Genomic DNA, 19,142 nt, shown 5'->3' on the forward strand with positions numbered 1-19,142 from the left:
GGCGCGGACGGCCGGGACGGCCGGGGAACAGGGGACGGCAGGGCGGCTAGCAGCTGGGGACCGTGCCCTTGCCCTTCTCCAGTGCCACCAGGGAGTCGACCGCGCCCTTGAGCGTGGTCACCGGGACCAGCCGCAGCCCCTTCGGCAGCTCGGCCTCGGCGTCGGCGCACTCCGCCTTCGGCACCAGGAAGACGGTGGCGCCGTCCCGGCGGGCGGCCTGCGTCTTCAGGGCCACCCCGCCCACCGCGCCGACCTTCCCGGCGGCGTCGATCGTCCCCGTGCCGGCGATGGTGCGGCCCCCGGTGAGGTCGCCGCCGCTGCCGTCGCCGTCCAGCTTGTCGACGATGCCCAGGCTGAACAGCAGCCCCGCGCTGGGCCCGCCCACGTCGGCGAGCTTCAGCGTGACCCTGACCCGGTCGGGGCCGAGCCGCAGGTACCTCAGTGCCGCCTGGGTCGCCGCGTCCTGGGACTGCCGCATCTGCGCCTGGTTGTGCTTCTCGATCTCCTTGACGGTGTCGCCGCTCGGGTAGACCGAGTCGTGCGGCATGACGGCCCGGTCGGTGCGGAACCAGTTGCCGAGGACGTCGCCGAGGGAGACCCGGGTGTCCGGGCCGGTCGCCTCGATCGTGGTCATCCGCAGCTGTCCGCTGGTCCTGCGGGTCGCCGCGCCGGAGACGGAGATCACCGGGGTGCCCCTGTTCTCGCCGAGCACGTTCGCCGTCATGCCGGGCTGCGCCACCGAGAACGGCAGGGGCGCGAACACCGCCGTGGCGAGCAGGGCCACGACGGGCAGCGCGCAGACGGCGAGGGCCTGGGGGCGTGTGAGACGTGAGAGCACGGACTCAATCTAACGTGACCGCCACCTGCCCCCGGCGCCGTGTACGGGACCCGCTCCTCATGCCGTGTACAGGTCCCGTCGCGCCCGCGTGAACCGGCGCAGCGCGTCCCGCCGGGGCTCGACGCCGATGCCGGGGCCGGTGGGGACGGGCAGGTGGCCGTCCTCGAGGACGAACGGCTCGGTGAGGTCCTCGGCGAAGTAGCGGCTGGACGCCGAGGTGTCCCCGGGCAGGGTGAAGCCGGGCAGCGCGGCCAGGGCGAGGTTCGGCGCCCGTCCGATGCCGGTCTCCAGCATGCCGCCGCACCACACCGGCACCCCGTGCGCGTGGGCGACGTCGTGGACGCGGCGGGCCTCCAGGTAGCCGCCGACGCGGGCGGGCTTGACGTTCACCACCCGGCAGGCGTCCAGGGCGATCGCCGACGCGGTGTCCCGGGCGTGGTGCAGGGACTCGTCCAGGCAGACCGGGGTGGCGAGGCGCTGCTGGAGCCGGGCGTGGGCGTACAGGTTGTTCTCCTCCAGCGGCTCCTCGATCAGCAGCAGTCCGAACGCGTCCAGCCGGCGCAGGTGCTCGGCGTCGGCGAGGGTGTAGGCGGTGTTGGCGTCGACCTGGAGGGGCAGGCCCTCGCCGAAGCGCTCGCGGACCGCCCGCACCGGTTCTACGTCCCAGCCCGGTTCTATCTTCAGCTTGATGCGGACGTACCCCTCGGCGAGGTAGCGCTCGACGTCGTCCAGCAGCTCGGGCACCGAGTCCCTGATGCCGACGGACACCCCGGCGGGCACCCGGTCCCGTACCGCGCCCAGGTAGGTGGCGAGCGGCATGCCGTGGCCGCGCAGCTCGGCGTCGAGCACGGCCGTCTCCAGGGCCGCCTTCGCCAGCTCGTGCCCCTTGATCCCCGCCATGGCCGGGGCCAGCGCGGCCGTGGTGAGGTGCGGCAGCGCGGCGACGCGCGGCACCAGGAAGTCGCGCAGCACGAGCTCGGCGCCGGCGACGAACTCCGAGCAGTACAGCGGTTCGGGGTCGGCGGCGAACTCCGACCAGCCCTCGGCCTCGTCGGTCACGACCCGCAGCAGGAAGGTGTCCTTCGCCGTCATCGTCCCGAACGACGTACGGAACGGGGTGACCAACGGGATCGCGACGTGCACGATCTCCACGCGCTCCAGCCTCACGCGGCCTCCTCCGTCCGGCCGAGGGTGTACCAGCCGTCTCGGGACATCCCGGTGGCCCGGAACCCCTCCTCGAAGGCGTCCAGGAACACCTCGCGCACGGCGTGCCGCCAGCGCAGCGCCAGCGCGGGATCGGCCGCGCGCAGCGCGACGGCGTCCCGCGGCACCCGGCACCACAGCCGCCCGCCGGCCCGCCGGAGGAGCGGCCCGCCGTCGGGTGCGGTCCGCAGCACGGGCCCCCGCGGCTCGCCGTCGTACGACGTCCCCGGCGCCGTCAGGTCCCAGGTGACCGTCAGCCGGTCGGTCTCGTCGCCGTCGTTCACGCCGTCGGCCATGGGGCCGTAGAAGTCGACCAGGTACTCGGTGCCGACGGCGCCCAGCTTGACCAGGTTGAAGCGGGCGTTGCGGCCGACCAGCGGGTCGAAGGTCCAGCGCATGGTGCGGGCGCCGAGGCCGAGGGCCCAGTCCCGCTGGGCCCGCTTCAGGGCGGGGCCGAGACCGGGCTCGGCGGCGGCGACCAGGGAGTACGTGCTCCGGTCCGGGCCGAGCACGGCGACGGCCGCCCCGGCGAGCCGCGGACCGTCGTGGACGGCGTGCACCGCGCCGCCGGCGTGCACCAGGCTGTGCAGGACCTCGGCCGGGTAGGGCGGGGCGGTGCGGGGTGTGCGCCAGACGTCGCTGAGGTGGTCGGCGACGGCCGCGAGCCCGGCGACGTCGTGGACGGTGCGGATGGTGGCTCCTGCTGTCATGGGACGAGTCTCGGAGGCACCGGACGCGTGTGTGTTGTGCGTGCGGCCAAGCCAGGCGTACGTTCGTTGCACCATCCGCCAAGCCGTCTGCCCGAGGACTCTCCATGGACGCCTGCACGCTCGGCGACCTCCTGGACCCCGCCGGTGGTTCCGGGCTGCGTCTGCACACCGCTCCCGCCGGGCTCGGCGCCCCGGTCACCGAGGCGGTCCTGTACGACGGCGGTGCCCCGCTCCCCCGGCAGCCCGGCGCGCTGCTGCTGGCGGTCGGGGTGCGGGCGGCGGACGCGGGACCGCTGCTGGAGGCGGCGGCGCGGGCCGGGCTGACCGGGGTGGTGGTGCGCGGCGCCGACGGACCGGTCGCGGCGGCCGAGGCGCACGGCGTGGCCCTGCTGTCGGTCGCCGAGGACGCGCCCTGGCACCGGGTCCATCTGCTGCTGGCCTCCACGATCACCGCGCGGCACGGTGGCGTCCCCACGGAGCACGACGGGGGCGCATCCGGTGACGCGGGGCTCGGGGACCTGTTCGCGCTGGCCGACGCCGTCGCGGTCGCGACGGGCGGGGCGACCGCCGTCGAGGACCCGCGTCAGCGGATCCTCGCCTACTCCACCGTCCCCGGCCAGCCCGTGGACGAGGACCGCAGGCAGGGCATCCTCGGCCGGCAGGTACCGGCCAGCGCGGAGAACACCGAGCAGTACCGGCGGCTGTTCGCGGCCGACCGGCCGGTCCGGCTGCCCGCGCTGACCGGCACCGGCCTGCCCCGGCTGGCGATGCCGGTACGGGCCGGCGGGGAGACCCTCGGCTCGGTGTGGGTGGTCGACGACGGCACGCTCGCCCCGGACGCCGAGACCGCCCTCGCCCAGGGTGCCTCCACCGCCGCGCTGCTCCTTCTGCGGGCGCGGGCGGCCCGCGAGCTGGCCCGGCACCGGGGCGGCGACCTGCTGCGCCGGCTGCTGGACGGCACGGCGGACGACCCGGCGACGGCCGCCGCCCGCCTCGGCGTCGACGGCCCGGCCCGGGTGGCGGCGTTCGTGCCGGCCGCCGCCGCGAGCGTCCCGGACGCCGAACGCACCGCGCTGCGCCTGCTGGACGTCGTACGCCTGCAGTGCGCGGCCCGCTACGGCCGGCAGGCGTGCGTGCTGCTGGACGGCGTGGTGTACGCGGTGCTGCCGGGCCCCGGCGAGCGGCACCGCGGGCTCGCCGAGGACATCGTGGCGCGGGCCGGGCAGGCGCTCAGGGTGCCGGTGCGGGCGGCGCTCGGCGAGGTGGTGCCGGACGCGGGCGGGCTCGCGGGCTCGCGGGCGGACGCGGACCTGGTGCTGCGGGTGCTGGACGCGGAGCTGCCGGTGGCCGAGGTGGACGAGGTGCGGGCCCGGGTGACGCTGCTGCGGCTGGCCGAGGTGATGGCCGGGCACCGGGAGTTGAGCGCGGGCGGGTGGCGGCGGGTGCTGGCGTACGACGCCGGGCACGGCACCGCATACGCGCACACCCTCATCTGCTGGTTCGACGCGGGCTGCGACATGGCGGGCGCGGCCCGGCTGCTGGCGGTGCACCCCAACACCTGCCGCTACCGGCTCCGGCAGCACACCGGCATCGACCTGGACGACCCCGACGAACGGCTGGTGCTGTGGCTGCAGCTGCGGACTCTGGCGGGGCTCAGCGCAGCCACGCCCTGAGCCGGTCCTCGCACCGCCGGAGGTGCGCGACGGGCACGTACTCCCCCGCCGTGTGCGCGAGGGACGGGTCCCCGGGACCGTAGTTGAGCGCGGGCACGCCCAGGGCGGCGAACCGGGCCACGTCGGTCCACCCCAGCTTGGCCCGGGGCCCGTCCCCGAGCGCGGCGACCAGCGGGCCCACCCGGTCCAGGTGCGGCGGGGCACCGCCGACGACCTCGGTGACCCGCACCTCGTACTCCGGGAAGAGCCCGCGCACGTACGCCTCCGCCTCCGCCTCCGTACGGCTGGGCGCGAAGCGGCAGTTGACGGTGACGACACACTCGTCCGGTACGACGTTCCCGGCGACCCCGGCGCGTACGGCGACGGCGCCGAGCCCCTCCCGGTACTCCAGCCCGTCGATCACGACCCGTTCGGGGACGTGCGCGTCCAGCCGCTGGAGCACCCGGCCCGCCTTGTGCGCGGCGTTGGTGCCCTGCCAGGCGCGGGCGGTGTGCGCGCGGGCGCCCTTCACGACGATGTCGGCGGTGAGGATGCCCTGGCAGCCGGCCTCGACGCCGGCGCCGGAGGGTTCCATGAGGAGCGCGAGGCCGGCTTCCTCCAGGAGGCCGGGCCGGGCGGCGGCGATCCGGCCGAGCCCGTTCCGCTCGCCTTCCACCTCCTCGCACTCGTAGAAGACGTAGGTGAGGTCCCGGGCCGGCTCGGGCACGGTGGCCGCGAGCCGCAGCGCCACCGCCACGCCGCCCTTCATGTCACAGGCGCCGAGCCCGTACACCCGTCCGCCGTCGAGCCGGGAGGGCAGGTTCCCGGCGGCCGGCACGGTGTCGAGGTGCCCGGCGATCAGGGCACGCTCGCCCCGCCCGAGTCCGGTGCGGGCGATGACGGAGTTGCCGACGCGGTCCACGGTGAGGTGGGGCAGGGCGCGGAGAGCCGCCTGGACGGCGTCGGCGATCCGCGCCTCCTGCCCGCTCTCGGAGGGCAGGTCGACGAGGGCGCGGGTGAGGGTGACGACGTCGGCAGTGAGATCGAGGGCGGTCATGCCTTCGATCATGGGGAGGGAGAGGCCGGTGGGGGTGGGCCGATGGCTCAAAGACGGGGGGACGCGGTTGGAGAAGTGGCCAAAGAGCTCGGCCGCGGGCAGGTGACATCCGTCCCCGCCCGGTGCCGGCACGGGCGTCGAACTGCCGGCCGGGCTCAGCGCAGCGCTTCCGCGACCTCCCGTGCCGCCTCCACCACCCGCGCCCCGACCCGCTCCGGCACGGCGTCCGCCAGCATCACCACGCCCACACTGCCCTCGACGCCCGTCACCCCGACCAGCGGTGCGGCGGCCCCGCTCGCCCCCGCCTCCAGCTCGCCGTGGGTGAGGGTGTACCCGGGGTCGGCCGAGGGCGACTGCCGTGCGGCGAGGATCGCCCTGCCGGCCGCGCCCCGGTCCAGCGGATGCCGGAATCCGGCCCGGTAGGCGACGTGGTAGTCGGTCCACGTCGGCTCGACCACCGCCACGGCGAGCGCCTCGGAACCGTCCACGAGGGTCAGGTGCGCCGTCGCCCCTATGTCCTCGGCGAGCGACCTGAGCGCGGGCAGCGCGGCCTCCCGTACCAGCGGATGCACCTGCCGCCCGAGCCTCAGCACCCCGAGCCCGACCCGGGCTCGTCCGCCCAGGTCACGTCGTACGAGCGCGTGCTGTTCCAGCGTGGCGAGCAACCGGTACACCACGGTCCGGTTCACGCCCAGTTTGGTGGACAACTCGGTGACGGTCAGCCCGTGGTCCGTGTCGGCCAGCAGCTTGAGGACACGCAGTCCCCGGTCGAGCGTCTGAGAGGTCTCCGCGGTCACGACGCCCACTCCTTCGGCGGTGAGGTCGGCGGGACCCTGAGGTGGCGGATGCGTCACCGAGTCCCGTCGGCGACGCGCCTCAGAGGCCGCCGATCGGCAGGAGGCCCGGCGGCTCCGGGCCAAGTCGCTTCACGGCTGCGCTCCGCGGCGGCGCTGCCACGGGGCGTGTGCGTAGCCGGACAGTAGCGAAGGGGGTTCGCTGAGCGGAAGTCTTGGTCCAGAATCCGGGCAAGACCAGATCCGGCCTGCCTGCATTCGTCCGGATACGCACACCGAGCCCGGCCGGGGACGGGCGCTCACCGCATGCGTGTGGCCCACTCCTGGACCTTGGCGATGCGCTGGCGCAGCTGCCCCGCCGTGGCCTCCGCGCTGGGCGGACCCCCGCACACCCGCCGCAGCTCGGTGTGGATCACCCCGTGCGGTTTGCCGCTCTGGTGGACGTAGGCGCCGACCATCGTGTTCAGCTGCTTGCGCAGCTCCATCATCTCCTTGTGCGTGACCACCGGCCGCCGCTCGGCCGGCAGCTCCAGCAGATCCGCCTCGGTGTCCGGCTTCTTCCGGCTGTGCGCGATCTGCCGCGCCTGCCGCTTCTGCAGCAGCAGCTGCACCTGCTCGGGCTCCAGCAGCCCCGGGATCCCCAGGTAGTCCTGCTCCTCCTCGCTGCCGGGGTGGGCCTGCATGCCGAACTCGGCGCCGTCGTACAGCACCCGGTCGAAGACGGCGTCGGACTCCAGCGCCTCGAAGGGCAGCATGTCCTGCTCGCCGGTGTCCTCGTCCTGCTCCTTGTTCGCCTCCTCCATCTCCTTCTCGGATTCGGCGTACGGGTCCTCCTCGCCCTCCTTCTTCGGCTTGTCGAGGGCGTGGTCCCGCTCCTTCTCCATCTCGTTGGCGAAGGTCAGCAGGTCGGGCACGGTCGGCAGGAAGACGGACGCGGTCTCGCCGCGCCGCCGGGACCGCACGAAGCGGCCGACGGCCTGGGCGAAGAACAGCGGGGTCGAGATGGTGGTGGCGTACACCCCGACCGCCAGCCGCGGCACGTCGACGCCCTCGGACACCATCCGCACGGCGACCATCCACCGGTCGTCGCTCGCGCTGAACTCGTCGATCCTCTTCGAGGCCCCGGCGTCGTCCGACAGCACGAGCGTGGCCTTCGTCCCCGTGATCTCCCGGATGAGCTTGGCGTAGGCGCGCGCGGAGTCCTGGTCGGAGGCGATGACGAGCGCCCCGGCGTCCGGGATCGCCTTGCGGACCTCGGTCAGCCGCTGGTCGGCGGCGCGCAGCACGCTCGGCATCCAGTCGCCACGCGGATCGAGCGCCGTACGCCAGGCCTGGCTGACCGCGTCCTTGGTCATCGGCTCGCCGAGCCGCGCGGCGATCTCGTCGCCGGCCTTGGTCCGCCAGCGCATGTTGCCGCTGTAGGACAGGAAGATCACCGGCCGGACGACGCCGTCCGCCAGCGCGGAGCCGTAGCCGTAGGTGTAGTCGGCGGCGGAGCGCCGGATGCCCGCGTTGTCCTCCTCGTACGTCACGAAGGGGATCGGGTTGGTGTCGGAGCGGAACGGCGTACCGGTCAGCGCGAGCCGGCGCGTGGCGGGCTCGAACGCCTCCAGGCAGGCCTCACCCCAGGACTTGGAGTCGCCGGCGTGGTGGATCTCGTCCAGGATGACGAGGGTCTTGCGCTGCTCGACCCGGTTGCGGTGCAGCATAGGGCGCACGCCCACACCGGCGTACGTCACGGCGACCCCGTCGTACTCCCGGCCGAGCGGGCCCGCGCTGTACTCGGGGTCGAGTCTGATCCCTATCCGGCCCGCGGCCTCGGCCCACTGCTTCTTCAGGTGCTCGGTGGGCGCGACCACGGTCACCTGCTGCACGACGTGGTGGTGCAGCAGCCAGGAGGCCAGCGTCAGGGCGAAGGTCGTCTTGCCGGCGCCGGGCGTGGCGACGGCGAGGAAGTCACGCGGCTGCTCCTGGATGTACTTCTCCATCGCCCCCTGCTGCCAGGCGCGCAGCTTGCTGGCGGTACCCCAGGGGGCCCGGCCCGGGAAGGCGGGCGAGAGGTGGTGGGAGTGAGCGGAGGAGGAGGCGGTAGTAGTCACGGTCTCCGTGAATCAGGGTCGGGCGGCTACGTATGACAACCGGGCCACCCTACCGGCGCCGCCCTCTCGTCCACGCGCGAACGGCCCCGGGTCGCCCCCGGGTGGGAGCCACGTCACAACCGCGCCAACCGCCCCTCGCGCACCGGCCCGTCGCTCACCGCGCCGGTGCGCGTTCCCGCAGCCGCCGGGTCACCCAGGCCCCCACCAGCGCCACCACCGCCATCGGCAGGAAGACGGCGGCGAAGGCGGCGGGGTGCCCGCCGTCGGCGTCGGTGGCGGTGGTGGCCGCGGTGCTGCCGCCGCCGAGCGCGGCGAAGGCCGCGCCGGTCGCCGCGAGGAGGACGACGTTGGAGAGGGCGTCGGAGATCTGCAGCGCGGCGGAGTTCGTGCCGGCCTCCTCGGGGGCGGAGAGCTGGAGCAGCAGCACGCTGGTGGAGGAGATCACCAGGCCCATGCCGAAGCAGCCGACGCCCCAGGCGGCGGCGACGGTCCACACGGGCACGGCGTGCACGAGCACGCTCGGCGCGGTGACGATCGCCACGGCGACCAGCACCATCCCCACGGTCAGCAGCCGCTCCCGGTACGGCGCGACACGCGCCCGGGACTGCACGAACGAGCCCAGCGCCCACGTCCCGCCGCCCGCGGCCAGCGAGAACCCGGCGAGCGTCGGTGACAGGCCGCGCTGGGTGACCAGCATCAGCGGCACGAAGGACTCGGCGGTGATGAAGGAGCCCGCCGCGAGGCCGCGCAGCAGCACCACGGAGGGCAGCCCGCGGGCGGCCCGGTACGTACCGCGGGGCAGCAGCCCGGACACCGCCGGCACCAGGAGCGCCGCCCCGGCCAGGCCGGGGAGCAGGGACAGGGGGCGCAGGTCCTGGGCGGCGTACTGGAGGAGCCCGGCGCCGAGGGAGATGCCGAGCGCGAGCCGGATCCGCCGCCGGTCGAAGGGCTCGGCCCCGGCCCGCTCGTCCACCGGGCCGGACGCCCTGCGCCGTATCCGGGGCAGGGCGAGGGCGAGCGGGAACACGACGAGGGCCGGGATGCCGAGGAAGACCCAGCGCCAGCCGACGTGCTCGGTGACGGCGCCGGAGGCGAGGGGACCGACGACGGAGGGGACGACCCAGCCCGCCGCGAAGCACGCCATGATCGCGGGGCGCAGCCGCTCGGGGTAGGCCCGCCCGACGACGACGTACAACGCCACGATGACGAGCCCGCCGCCGAGTCCCTGCACGGCCCGCCCCAGGATGAACACCCACATCGCCTGGGCGGTGCCGGCCACGACGAGGCCCGCGGCGAAGGCGCCGATACCGGTGGTCAGCGCCCCCAGCGGACCCCTCCGGTCGGACCACTGCCCGGCGAGCACCATCCCGAACAGGCTGGTCGTGAAGTACCCGGAGAAGGCGAAGGCGTACAGCGCCACCCCGTCCAGCTCCCGCGCGGCCACCGGCATGGCGGTTCCCACGGCGGTCGCCTCGAACGCGATCAGCACCACGACCGACACGATCCCGATGCTCAGCGCCCGGTACGCCCTGCTCAGCACACCGCCGTCCTGCTCGACGACCGGATCGAGAACAGCGGGGTCACGGGACTCAAGGGCACTCATGTCCGCCAGAGTAAGGCCCACGCCCCCCTTTGGCCCCTGTCAGGAGTCCCGCCCTCGCTAGGCCCTTGGTCGTACACCCACCCCCTTCGTGAACGCGGTGTGTCAGTCCCGTTGCGGCCCCGCCGCCACCCTTGAGCCCCCTGCGGCGGGACCCGTACGTTCGTCTCACGAACACGGCCGTGTGCCCGAGTGGTTGAGGGGCTCGCCTGCGCTGCATCCGACAGCGAGCTCCGCTCGCGGGGAGTCACGTGGGTCCGATTCCCGCCACGGCCGAGAACGACAAGTGAACACGGCCGTGTGCCCGAGTGGTTGAGGGGCTCGCCTGCAAAGCGAGTTACGCGGGTTCGATTCCCGCCACGGCCTCCAGGACCCTGATCGGCGCGACGCAAGGGCGGTACCCCCCCGGGGTGCCGCCCTTCGGGGTGTGCGGCCGGGGGCGGGAGGGCTCGCCGGGGAGTCCGGCAGGGGGCGTGCCTCAGAACACGCCGCCCGCCTCGTCCTGGAAGAGCTCCGTCCAGTAGTGCCAGGTCGTCTCCGGGAGCGTGCCCGCCGGGTCGACCGACCGGAGGGTGTGGACCATGAGGGCGACGAGGTGGTCGTAGGCGTGGGTCGCCAGCTCGTGGCCCAGGTGTTCGTCGATCGTGCGCTCGTGGTGGACGAGCCAGAGGGTGAACGCCAGGGTGGAGACGTCGGTGTTGAGGGGGTGGAGCGTCGCCTCGGGCTCGCTGAAGGTGAGGACCGCGCCCGTTCTGCCGTCCACCACCAGGCTGTTGCCCTCCGGGAGGCAGCCGAGACGGATCAAGTGATCGCAGTGCGCCGGGAGTTCCCCGGCGGGGTGTTCGGGGCGCTCCTCGGTGACGTACTCGCGCAGGGTCGGCAGCGGGACGTCCGTGTCGGCGTGGAAGAAGACCGCCTCCTCCGGCAGGCCGGTCTCGCGCAGGAAGCGGCGGGTCGGCTCGTGGGTGAGCGTCCTCGGGAAGTCGACCTCCTCGAAGCGGGCCACCCTGCCGTGCCCGAACTCCTGGTCGAGGACGCGGGCCGGGACGTCCAGGGTGAGGCCCGACGCCGTGCCGGGGCCGGCGACGAGGGAGAGCGGGCGGATCAGGGCCGCCGCCTTCCAGTACGGCGGGACCACCCCGCCGGTGCCCTCCTCGAAGAGGGTGAGCAGGCGGCGGGAGGCCTCCGTCACCGTCTCGGGGCCGTACCGCCCCGCCAGCGCGGCGAACCGGCCGCGCAGGCCCGCCAGTTCCTCGGTGACCGCGGCGAAGCGCAGCAGCGTGTCCAGGGAGGGCGCGAAGGGGCGGGGGGCGGACGGGGCGAAGAGGTAGGCCGTCGTCAGCTCGCCCGTGGTGCCGTCGAGCAGGATCGACTCGCGCTGCCTGCCGGCCGGGCCGAGGAGTTCGCCTATCACCAGGCGGCCGCGCAGCTCCTCCGCCAGGCCGAAGGGGCTGTCGGCGGCGTCGGCGAGCGTGCGCAGGCCGTGGGTGCGCAGCGGGGAGAAGGTCAGCAGCCCGGTCTCCGCGGGCAGACCGGCGCCCGTGAGGAGGCCGCGCGTCGGCGGGTGCGAGACGTGGCGGTCCAGCTCCGCCTCGGTCAGCGTGATCACCGGTACGCCGGCGTCGGTCGTGCTCATCGCTCCCCCTGCGATCTTCCCTGGCGTGACAGGCCCGCGCACACCGTCGTACGCGGCCCCGGGGCAGACGCCCCCACCGCTCGGCACACTACGCCGCCCCACTGACAACGGCCCTCAAGCGGGGAGGACGCCGGCCGGGGTCCGTTGCGCTCCCGCGGGGATCGACTCCGGCGGGCCGGGCCGTCAGGTGAAGTAGACGCCGCCCAGGACGACGGCCAGCGCCGCCAGGACGAACAGCAGGACCCAGAGGAACACCTTGCCCACGCCGGGCGGCGGTTCGTACCGCGGCTCCCCGGGCGGTGGCGTGCTCACCGGTCCGTCACCACGGCCGCCTGCGGGCGGATCGGCAGGCGGTTGACCGGGCGGCCGGTGGCGGCGCGGACCGCGGAGGCGATCGCCGCCGGGGCCGTCACCACCGGGACCGCGCTGACCGACTTGGCGCCGAAGGGCGCCACCACGTCCCGTTCCTCGACCAGTCTCACGATCCGGATGTCGGGGGCGTCCAGGGCGGTCGGCAGGGCGTAGCCGGTCAGGTCGGGGTGGCGGACCAGACCGCGGGGGGTGCGCAGGTTCTCGGTGAGGGCGATGCCCACGCCCTGGGTGACGCCCGCCTCGATGCGCGCCGCCAGCTGCGCCGGGTTCAGCACCCGGCCCACGTCCTGGGCGACCGCCAGCTCCACCACCCGCACCGAGCCCAGCTCGACGTCGACGTCCACCACCGCGCGGATCGCGCAGAAGGCGAGTCCCACGAAGGCGTCGCCCTGGCCGGCGGCGTCCAGCGGCTCGGTGGGGTGCGGGCGGCACTGGGCCGTGGCCCACAGCTCCTTGCCCTCCAGCGCCTCCGTGACGGTGGTCGACAGCACGCCGTCGTACGAGGTGATCTTGCCGTCCGTGATCTGGAGCAGCTCGGTGGACATGCCGAACTTGTGCGCGAGCGGCTGGAGCAGTTGGGCGCGGACCATCTTGGCCGCCCGTTCCACCGCGCCGCCCGACACCCAGGTGTGCCGGCCCCGGCAGCCCGCGCCGGCCGACGGCTGGTCGGTGTCGACGGGGGCGACGTGGACCTCCTCGACACCGAGGGTCTCCTGGACGATCTGCCGGGCCAGGGTGGTGAAGCCCTGTCCCGTCTCCACGGCCGCGCACAGCACCGTCGCGATGCCGTCGTGGACCTTGACCGTCGCGGTCGACACCTCGTCGGCGCCCTCCGCGCCGAGCATGTGGACCATGCCGAGGCCGTAGCCGACGCCCCGGCGCACCGCGCCCGGTTCGCCCGCGCCCTCGGGGCCGCCGGGCAGCAGCCACTCCTCCTCGGGCGTGTCCTTGGGCAGCGCCGGGAGCGGGAAGTCCCGTACCGCCTGCAGGAGTTCGGCGACCGGCGCCGGACAGGTCACGGTCTGGCCGATCGGGAGGACGTCACCCGTCGCGAGGACGTTGCGCAGGCGCAGCTCGGCCGGGTCCAGGGCCAGCTTCTTCGCCAGCTTGTCCATCTGCGCCTCGTAGGCGGCGCACACCTGCAGGGCGCCCTCGCCGCGCACGTGCCCGGAGGGCGGGTTGTTGGTGCGCACGGCCCAGCCCTCGATGAAGGCGTTCGGGACGACGTAGGGGCCGCACGCGAAGGAGACGGCGGCGGCCAGCGCCTCGGCGGAGGTGTCGGCGTACGCGCCCGCGTCCAGCAGGATCTGCGCCTCCACCTTCACCAGCTTGCCCTCGGCGTCGGCGTGGTGGCGGTAGCGCAGCAGCGTCGGATGCCGGTGGGCGTGGCCGAGGAAAGACTCCTCGCGGGTCGCCGTCAGCTTCACCGGGCAGCCGGTCTTCAGCGCGAGCAGACCGAGCGGGAGCTGGAAGCCCTGGTCCTCGCGGTCGGCGGTGGCGCCGGGCACCCCGGTGACGACGATCTTCACTCGATCGGGGGGCAGGCCGTAGCAGGCGGCGGCCGTGTTGCGGTCGGTGTGCGGGTCGGTGGAGGCCAGGTACAGCTCCACCCCGCCGTCGGGGCGCGGCACGGCGAGGCCGGCCTCGGCGCCGATCGGGGCCGGGTCCTGGCGGCCGATGCGGTACAGGCCCTCGACCACCACCTCGCCGACCGCCTCCGCGTCGCCGTGGCGCAGCGGGATGTGCCGGATCAGGTTGCCGTCGGGGTGCAACGGCTCGGCCTCGAAGGCGTGTTCGGGGTCGGTGACCGGGTCGAGGACCTCGTACTCGACGATGACGGCGGCGGCGGCCATCCGCGCGGTGTCCGGGTGGTCGGCGGCCACGGCCGCGATGGGCTCGCCGTGGTGGCGCACGACCTCGGAGGCGAACACCGGCCGGTCGGGCGTGCCCCGGCCGTGGCGGGGCGTGCCGGGCACGTCCTCGTGGGTGACGACGGCGCGGACGCCGGGCATCTCGCGCGCGTGGGAGGTGTCGATGGAGACGATGCGCGCGTGCGCGTGCGGGGAGCGCAGCACGGCCGCCCACAGCAGGCCCTCGGCCCACAGGTCGGCCGCGTACGGGAACGTGCCCTCGGTCTTGGCGCGGGCGTCGGCGTGCGGCAGGGAGGCGCCGATGCCGTGCGCCGACGGCTCGGCCTCGGGGGCGGGTTCCGCGGCGGTGGTCGTGATGCCGGCTTCGTTGCTCACACCTGGCCTCCGTCCTGGCCGTAGTGCTGGTCGTGCGGGCCCGGCGGGGGGCCGTACGGGTCCGGGTCGTAGCCGCCCGGGGCGCCGTACGCGTCGGGCGGGTCGTAGGCGTCCGCCGTGCCGTACGCGTCGGGCGGGTCGTAGGCGTCCGGTGTGTCGTAGGCGTCGGGCGGGTCGTAGGCGTCCGGTGTGTCGTAGGCGTCGTGGGTGCCGTACGGCTCCGGTGCCTGCGGGGTGTCGAACGCGCCCGGTGCCTCGAACGCCGACGGGTGGACGCCGCCGGCGCCGGGGCCCGCCTGGTGCGGGATGCGCGCCTCGTCCGCCTCGTCCTGCGGACCGGCGTGGGACGCCTCGCGCTCGGCGACGACCTCCCTGACGGCCTCCACGACGCCCCGGTAGCCCGAGCAGCGGCACAGGTTGCCGCACAGGGCCTGCCGGGTCTCCAGCTCGGTCGGCGCCGGGTTGCCCTCCAGCAGGTCGTGCACGGTCATCGCCATGCCGGGCACGCAGAAGCCGCACTGCACGGCCCCGCAGCGGGCGAGGGCGCGCTGTACGTCGGAGGGCTGCCCGTCGACGGCCAGGCCCTCGACCGTCCGCACCTCGCTGCCGGCCGCGGTGACCGCCGGGACCAGGCAGGAGGCCACCAGGCGGCCGTCGACCTGCACGTTGCAGGCCCCGCACTCGCCCTGCGAGCAGCCGTCCTTGGCGCCCGCGAGGCCGAGCCGCTCCCGCAGCACGTACAGCAGGGACTCGCCGATCCAGGCGTCGGTGACCGGGCGGTCGGTGCCGTTGACGCGCAGGACGTAGGAGGCGAGGGGGTGGTCTTCGTGCGGCGGCGGGGTCTCGGCGGCCTCGGCGGTGTCGGTCGCATCGGCGGTGTCGGCCGCATCGGCTGCCTCGGCCGGCTCCCCGGCGGCCTCGGGCGCGTGCGTCGCGTCCTCGTGCGCGGGGTCCTCGCCGACGGCGGGGTCCTCGTCGGCGGCGGCGTCCTCGGAGGGGACGGCGTCCGGGGCGGGGGCCTCGGCGGCGGGCTCGGTTACGGCGGTTCCGGCCGGGGGCGCGGGCGTCTCCGGGGCCTCGGCGGGGGCCTCAGGATCCCCTGCCTCCGCCGCGGCCGGCGGCGTGGCGGGCTCCGGCGCGTCGGCGGGATCCGTCGGCTGCTCGTGGCCCGCGGGGGCGTCAGCGGGGCGCTCAGGGGCTTCGGCGAGGCCGTGGGCATCCGCTTCGGGCGCCGCGGCGTGCTCGCCCGTGCCGCCGGGCGTGTCGGCGTCCTCGACGTTGCCGGTGTCCCCGGCGTCCCCGGTGCCGAGGTGGTCGGTGGCCCGCGGAACGTACCCGTACGCGTCCGGAGCGGGGGCCGGGCCGTCCCCGGCCGGGTGCGCCCCGGTGTGGTCGGGCACGCCGGTGTGCTCGGGTACGGCCGCGTGACCGGGTACGGCCGTGTGGCCGGTGTGGGCCGGGTGGTCGTCGATGTCCTGCGCGGGGGCGGCCGGCCGGGGCGCCGCGTGGTCCCACGCGTGGCCCGCGCCGTCCGTCGCCCAGGGCGCCGGCGCGCCGCCGGGCAGCGTGGCCGGCGGGGTGCCGCCCCACTGCTCGACCAGCGAGGACGTCGTGTACTCGCCCGACTCGTCCGGAAGGTCGCCGCCGGCGACCGGGATGGACCACTGCCCGGTGACGTCGTGGCCCGGGGCGGCCGGGGCCGCGGGCTCCTCGAAGGTCCAGTGCTGGGTGGCGGCGGGCTGGTACGTGAACCGGTCGTCCGCGGCCTGCGGCGGGGCCGGGACGGCGTTCGGGTCGGGCCACTGGCCGCCGCTCCCGGGCGCGGGCCAGGTGTCCCCGGCGCCGTCGGTGTGCGTGGCGGCGATGTGCGGCGGCACGTAGCCGTGTCCCGGCGCGGCCAACGGGCTGTCGCCGGACAGCAGGGCGTCGATGCCGCCCTCGGGGAGTTTGACGAAGGCGGTGGCGCCGTCGTCGTAGTCGCCCTGGGGCAGCGGGTCCCAGCGCCCGCCGCCCTGGGGCGTGCCCTCTCCGTGCTGGTCGTCGGTCACGACAGCGCCCTCCCCAGTGCTCGTCGGGCCAGCGCGGCGACGGTGCGCCGCAGGTGCAGTACGGCGGGCGGAAGCGGGCTCACCGAGCCGTCGGGCTCGGGGGCCGGGTCCGGGATGCAGGCCGCGGCGACGTACTCCCCGAAGGCGTGCAGGGCCTCCGGGACGAGCGCGCGGTCGTTGTCCCAGTCGATGAGCCGCGCCACCCACTGCTCGGCCTCCAGGGGCCTGAGCGGCATCGGCGCTATGGCCCCCACGGCGCAGCGCACGCCGCGCCGGGCGGGGTCGAGGACGAGGGCCACGGAGGCCAGCGCGCGGCCCGGGCCGGTGCGTCCGGTGGCCTTCAGGAAGACCTGCGGGGCGTGCAGCAGCGGCACGCGCACGTAGCCGATGAGTTCGCCGCCGCGCAGCATGTCCACGCCGGCCAGCAGGTGCGACACCGGGATCTCCCGGCGGGCTCCGCCCTGGCCCGCGATGATCAGGGTCGCTTCCAGCGCGGCCAGCACCGGCAGCGCGTCGCCGGTGGGGGCGGCCGAGGCGATGTTGCCGCCCAGGGTGCCCGCGTTGCGGATGTGCGGCGGGCCCGCGGCGCGCGCGGCGGCGGCGAGCGCCGGGATGAGGGCCGCGAAGTCGGGGCGGCCCATGCGGGCGTGTGTGAGGCCCGCGCCGAGCAGCGCGTGGCCGTCCTGGTACTGCCAGCCGCGGATCTCGCTGATCCGGCCGAGGCCCACCAGCGCGGACGGCCGGAGCTGGCCGGAGTTGACGGCGGCCATCAGGTCGGTGCCGCCCGCCACGGGAACGGCCGTGGGCACGGCGGCCAGGGCCGCCACGGCCTCGTCCAGTGTCGTGGGCAAGGTGACGGCCTGCGCCGCCTGCGGTGCGTGCGTGGTCAAACCGGCTGCCCCTTCCCGCTGCCCCACCTGGTCCCGCCTGTGTTGCCGTACGGTACGTGCTGACAGGGCGGACGACGCAACTCTGGCACATCTTCGCAACGCTCGAACGCGGGGGTCCGCTAGGAGGCATTCGCCCACCTCACCAGGGAGATGGTCCGTTTTCGCACGGCATCACCGGTGCGCACCGATTGCCACTCTTCGGTGAGGGTGACGGGGTTTTCCCGTTACCCGGCGGGTGACGCGAAAACCCCGCCGTCACCGGTTCGGGGGCGGCGGGGCGCCATTGCCGGTCCGCGTCACCGGTTCGGGGGCGGGCCCTCGATCGGGCGGCCGGGGACGCCGGGGCGCCGCTGCCACGGGCGGGGTCCGGCGGGTGGCCGGTACGCGACGCCCAGGGCGTCAAGTCGCCGGTAGTGGGCGGTCATCCGGCGTTCGAAGTCGGCGTAGTCCCGTTCGGCGGGGGCGGGCAGCGGGCTCCAGGCGACCTCGGCGAAGGCCGCGAGGCGGGGGAAGGCCTGGTAGTCCACGCGCGCGCTGTCCTCCAGCACCTCGGTCCACACGTTGGCCTGGGTGCCCAGCACGTGCCGGGCCTCCTCCTCGGTGAGCCCCGCCGGGACGGGCTCGAACCGGTAGACGTCCTCCAGGGTGCGCACGAAGCCGATCGGCACGGGCTCGTCCGCGCCCGGGGCCTGACGGTGGTCCAGGTACACGTACTGCTCGGGGCACATGACCACGTCGTGGCCGGCCCGCGCGGCGGCGATCCCGCCCGCGTAGCCGCGCCATGAGGAGACGGCCGCGCCCGGCGCCAGACCGCCCTCCAGGATCTCGTCCCAGCCGATGAGCCGGCGCCCGCGCGCGGCGAGCCAGGCGTCGAAGTGCCCGATGAACCAGGACTGCAGCGCGTCCTCGTCGGCGAGGCCGAGGTCGGCGAGGCGGGTCTTGGCGGTGACCGACCCGGTCCACTGCTCCTTGCGGCACTCGTCGCCGCCGACGTGCACGAACGCCGAGAACTCGGCGGCGTCCGCGGGGAACAGCTCCAGGACCTCCTCGAACACCCCTTCGTAGAACCGCAGGGTGGTGTCGGTGGGGGCCAGTACGTTGGCGGAGATGCCCCAGGTGTCCCAGACGGAGAGGGCGGCGGTGTCGACGACGTCGGTGTTGCCGAGTTCGGGGTACGCGGCGATGGCGGCCTGCGAGTGGCCCGGTACGTCGATCTCGGGGACGACGCTGATGTGCCGTTCGGCGGCGTAGGCGACGATCTCCCGGATGTCGTCCCGGGTGTAGTAGCCGCCGTGCGGTTTCTCGTCCCACAGCGGCGAGGCGCGGTGGCCGATTTTGGTCCTCGTACGCCAGGAGGCGATCTCGGTCAGTTTCGGATACCGCTCGATCTCGATGCGCCAGCCCTGGTCGTCCGTCAGATGGAGGTGCAGGACGTTGAGTTTGTGCGCGGCCATCAGGTCCAGATAGCGCAGCACGCCCTCCTTGGGCATGAAGTGCCGGGCGACGTCGAGGAGGAGGCCGCGCCAGCGGAAGCGGGGGGCGTCCTCGACGACCTGGACCGGCACGCCGAGGGCGGGGTCCGGCCGTACGGGGGCGCGCCGGAAGGCCTCGGGGCCGAGCAGCTGGCGCAGGGTCTGCGCGCCCCAGAACACCCCGGCGGGCCCGCCGCCGCGGATCTCCACGCCCCGGCCGGCGTCGGCGGTGAGCCGGTACGCCTCCGGTGCCAGGCTGTCGTCCAGCAGCAGCCGGACACCGTCCCGGTCGTCCGGGGACCCGGGCCGCAGCGGCAGCCCCAGGGCCTGGCCGAGGGTGACGCGCAGCCAGCGCTCGGTGCGTTCCGTGCCCGGTCCGGCCCACAGCGTGGTGCCGTGGCCGAGCGGCACGACGGCCCCGGTCGTCCCCTCGACGGCGCGCGGCGCCGGAATCAGTTCCACGGACATCGGGCCCTCCCCTGCTCCCCTGCGCGACGCCTCGAAGGCTAGGGACCGGAACCGGCC

At 75.1% G+C, this 19,142-nt stretch carries 14 protein-coding genes and 2 tRNA genes; 3 read left to right on the forward strand and 13 right to left on the reverse strand.

The annotated features are described in order from the left end of the window. Positions 1 to 46: 46 nt before the first annotated feature. Genes ACZ7N4_RS05645 through ACZ7N4_RS05655 form a run of 3 tightly spaced genes read right to left on the reverse strand, consistent with a single transcriptional unit; the run spans position 47 to position 2,751 of the window. Positions 47 to 838, reverse strand: a complete 792-nt coding sequence (locus tag ACZ7N4_RS05645) for a S16 family serine protease (RefSeq protein ID WP_471354109.1) — start codon at positions 836 to 838, stop codon at positions 47 to 49. Positions 839 to 895: 57 nt separating this feature from the next. Beyond that, positions 896 to 2,005: an o-succinylbenzoate synthase gene (gene menC / locus ACZ7N4_RS05650; RefSeq protein ID WP_471354111.1), complete on the reverse strand. Its 1,110-nt coding sequence runs from the start codon at positions 2,003 to 2,005 to the stop codon at positions 896 to 898. Beyond that, on the reverse strand, positions 2,002 to 2,751 hold the full coding sequence (locus ACZ7N4_RS05655; protein ID WP_471354113.1) for a chorismate synthase: 750 nt from the start codon (positions 2,749 to 2,751) through the stop codon (positions 2,002 to 2,004). Before ACZ7N4_RS05655 ends, menC begins: the two co-directional genes overlap by 4 nt. Positions 2,752 to 2,855: 104 nt before the next feature. Between ACZ7N4_RS05655 and ACZ7N4_RS05660 the strand changes: the two genes are divergently transcribed. Further along, a complete protein-coding gene (locus ACZ7N4_RS05660) occupies positions 2,856 to 4,424 on the forward strand; it encodes a PucR family transcriptional regulator (protein ID WP_471354115.1) in 1,569 nt (522 codons plus the stop codon). Here the strand turns inward: ACZ7N4_RS05660 and dapE are convergent. From dapE to ACZ7N4_RS05680, 4 genes are all read right to left on the reverse strand, one after another. Next, positions 4,405 to 5,460 (reverse strand): succinyl-diaminopimelate desuccinylase, encoded by a 1,056-nt coding sequence (gene dapE, locus ACZ7N4_RS05665; protein WP_471354117.1) that lies wholly within the window; start codon positions 5,458 to 5,460, stop codon positions 4,405 to 4,407. The genes ACZ7N4_RS05660 and dapE overlap by 20 nt on opposite strands. Positions 5,461 to 5,615: 155 nt before the next feature. Continuing rightward, positions 5,616 to 6,257 (reverse strand): IclR family transcriptional regulator, encoded by a 642-nt coding sequence (locus ACZ7N4_RS05670; RefSeq protein ID WP_030347782.1) that lies wholly within the window; start codon positions 6,255 to 6,257, stop codon positions 5,616 to 5,618. 296 nt (positions 6,258 to 6,553) lie between these two features. After that, a complete protein-coding gene (locus ACZ7N4_RS05675; RefSeq protein ID WP_471354120.1) occupies positions 6,554 to 8,353 on the reverse strand; it encodes a DEAD/DEAH box helicase in 1,800 nt (599 codons plus the stop codon). Between the two features lie 154 nt (positions 8,354 to 8,507). Next, positions 8,508 to 9,956 carry an MFS transporter gene (locus ACZ7N4_RS05680; RefSeq protein WP_471354122.1) on the reverse strand — a complete coding sequence of 483 codons (1,449 nt, stop codon included), beginning with the start codon at positions 9,954 to 9,956 and terminating at the stop codon, positions 8,508 to 8,510. Positions 9,957 to 10,131: 175 nt separating this feature from the next. On the opposite strand from ACZ7N4_RS05680, the gene ACZ7N4_RS05685 reads away from it, so the two are divergent. Both ACZ7N4_RS05685 and ACZ7N4_RS05690 read left to right on the forward strand, forming a co-directional pair. After that, positions 10,132 to 10,229, forward strand: a tRNA-OTHER gene (locus ACZ7N4_RS05685). A gap of 18 nt (positions 10,230 to 10,247) precedes the next feature. Then, positions 10,248 to 10,322 (forward strand) — tRNA-Cys (locus tag ACZ7N4_RS05690). A 109-nt stretch (positions 10,323 to 10,431) separates the two neighbouring features. Here the strand turns inward: ACZ7N4_RS05690 and ACZ7N4_RS05695 are convergent. From ACZ7N4_RS05695 to ACZ7N4_RS05720, 6 genes are all read right to left on the reverse strand, one after another. Then, positions 10,432 to 11,589, reverse strand: a complete 1,158-nt coding sequence (locus ACZ7N4_RS05695) for an SUKH-4 family immunity protein (RefSeq protein WP_471354124.1) — start codon at positions 11,587 to 11,589, stop codon at positions 10,432 to 10,434. Positions 11,590 to 11,772: 183 nt separating this feature from the next. Then, positions 11,773 to 11,901 (reverse strand): hypothetical protein, encoded by a 129-nt coding sequence (locus ACZ7N4_RS05700; protein ID WP_471354127.1) that lies wholly within the window; start codon positions 11,899 to 11,901, stop codon positions 11,773 to 11,775. Beyond that, positions 11,898 to 14,207, reverse strand: coding sequence for a xanthine dehydrogenase family protein molybdopterin-binding subunit (locus ACZ7N4_RS05705; RefSeq protein ID WP_471354129.1), 2,310 nt, complete (start codon positions 14,205 to 14,207; stop codon positions 11,898 to 11,900). The genes ACZ7N4_RS05700 and ACZ7N4_RS05705 overlap by 4 nt, the downstream gene beginning before the upstream one ends. Continuing rightward, positions 14,204 to 16,255: a (2Fe-2S)-binding protein gene (locus ACZ7N4_RS05710; protein WP_471354131.1), complete on the reverse strand. Its 2,052-nt coding sequence runs from the start codon at positions 16,253 to 16,255 to the stop codon at positions 14,204 to 14,206. Before ACZ7N4_RS05710 ends, ACZ7N4_RS05705 begins: the two co-directional genes overlap by 4 nt. Further along, positions 16,252 to 17,145, reverse strand: a complete 894-nt coding sequence (locus tag ACZ7N4_RS05715; RefSeq protein WP_471354133.1) for an FAD binding domain-containing protein — start codon at positions 17,143 to 17,145, stop codon at positions 16,252 to 16,254. Before ACZ7N4_RS05715 ends, ACZ7N4_RS05710 begins: the two co-directional genes overlap by 4 nt. Before the next feature lie 296 nt (positions 17,146 to 17,441). After that, positions 17,442 to 19,085 (reverse strand): beta-N-acetylhexosaminidase, encoded by a 1,644-nt coding sequence (locus ACZ7N4_RS05720; protein WP_471354135.1) that lies wholly within the window; start codon positions 19,083 to 19,085, stop codon positions 17,442 to 17,444. Between the last annotated feature and the right edge of the window lie 57 nt (positions 19,086 to 19,142).

It is taken from the genome of Streptomyces sp. NPDC107654 (genome assembly GCF_055639035.1).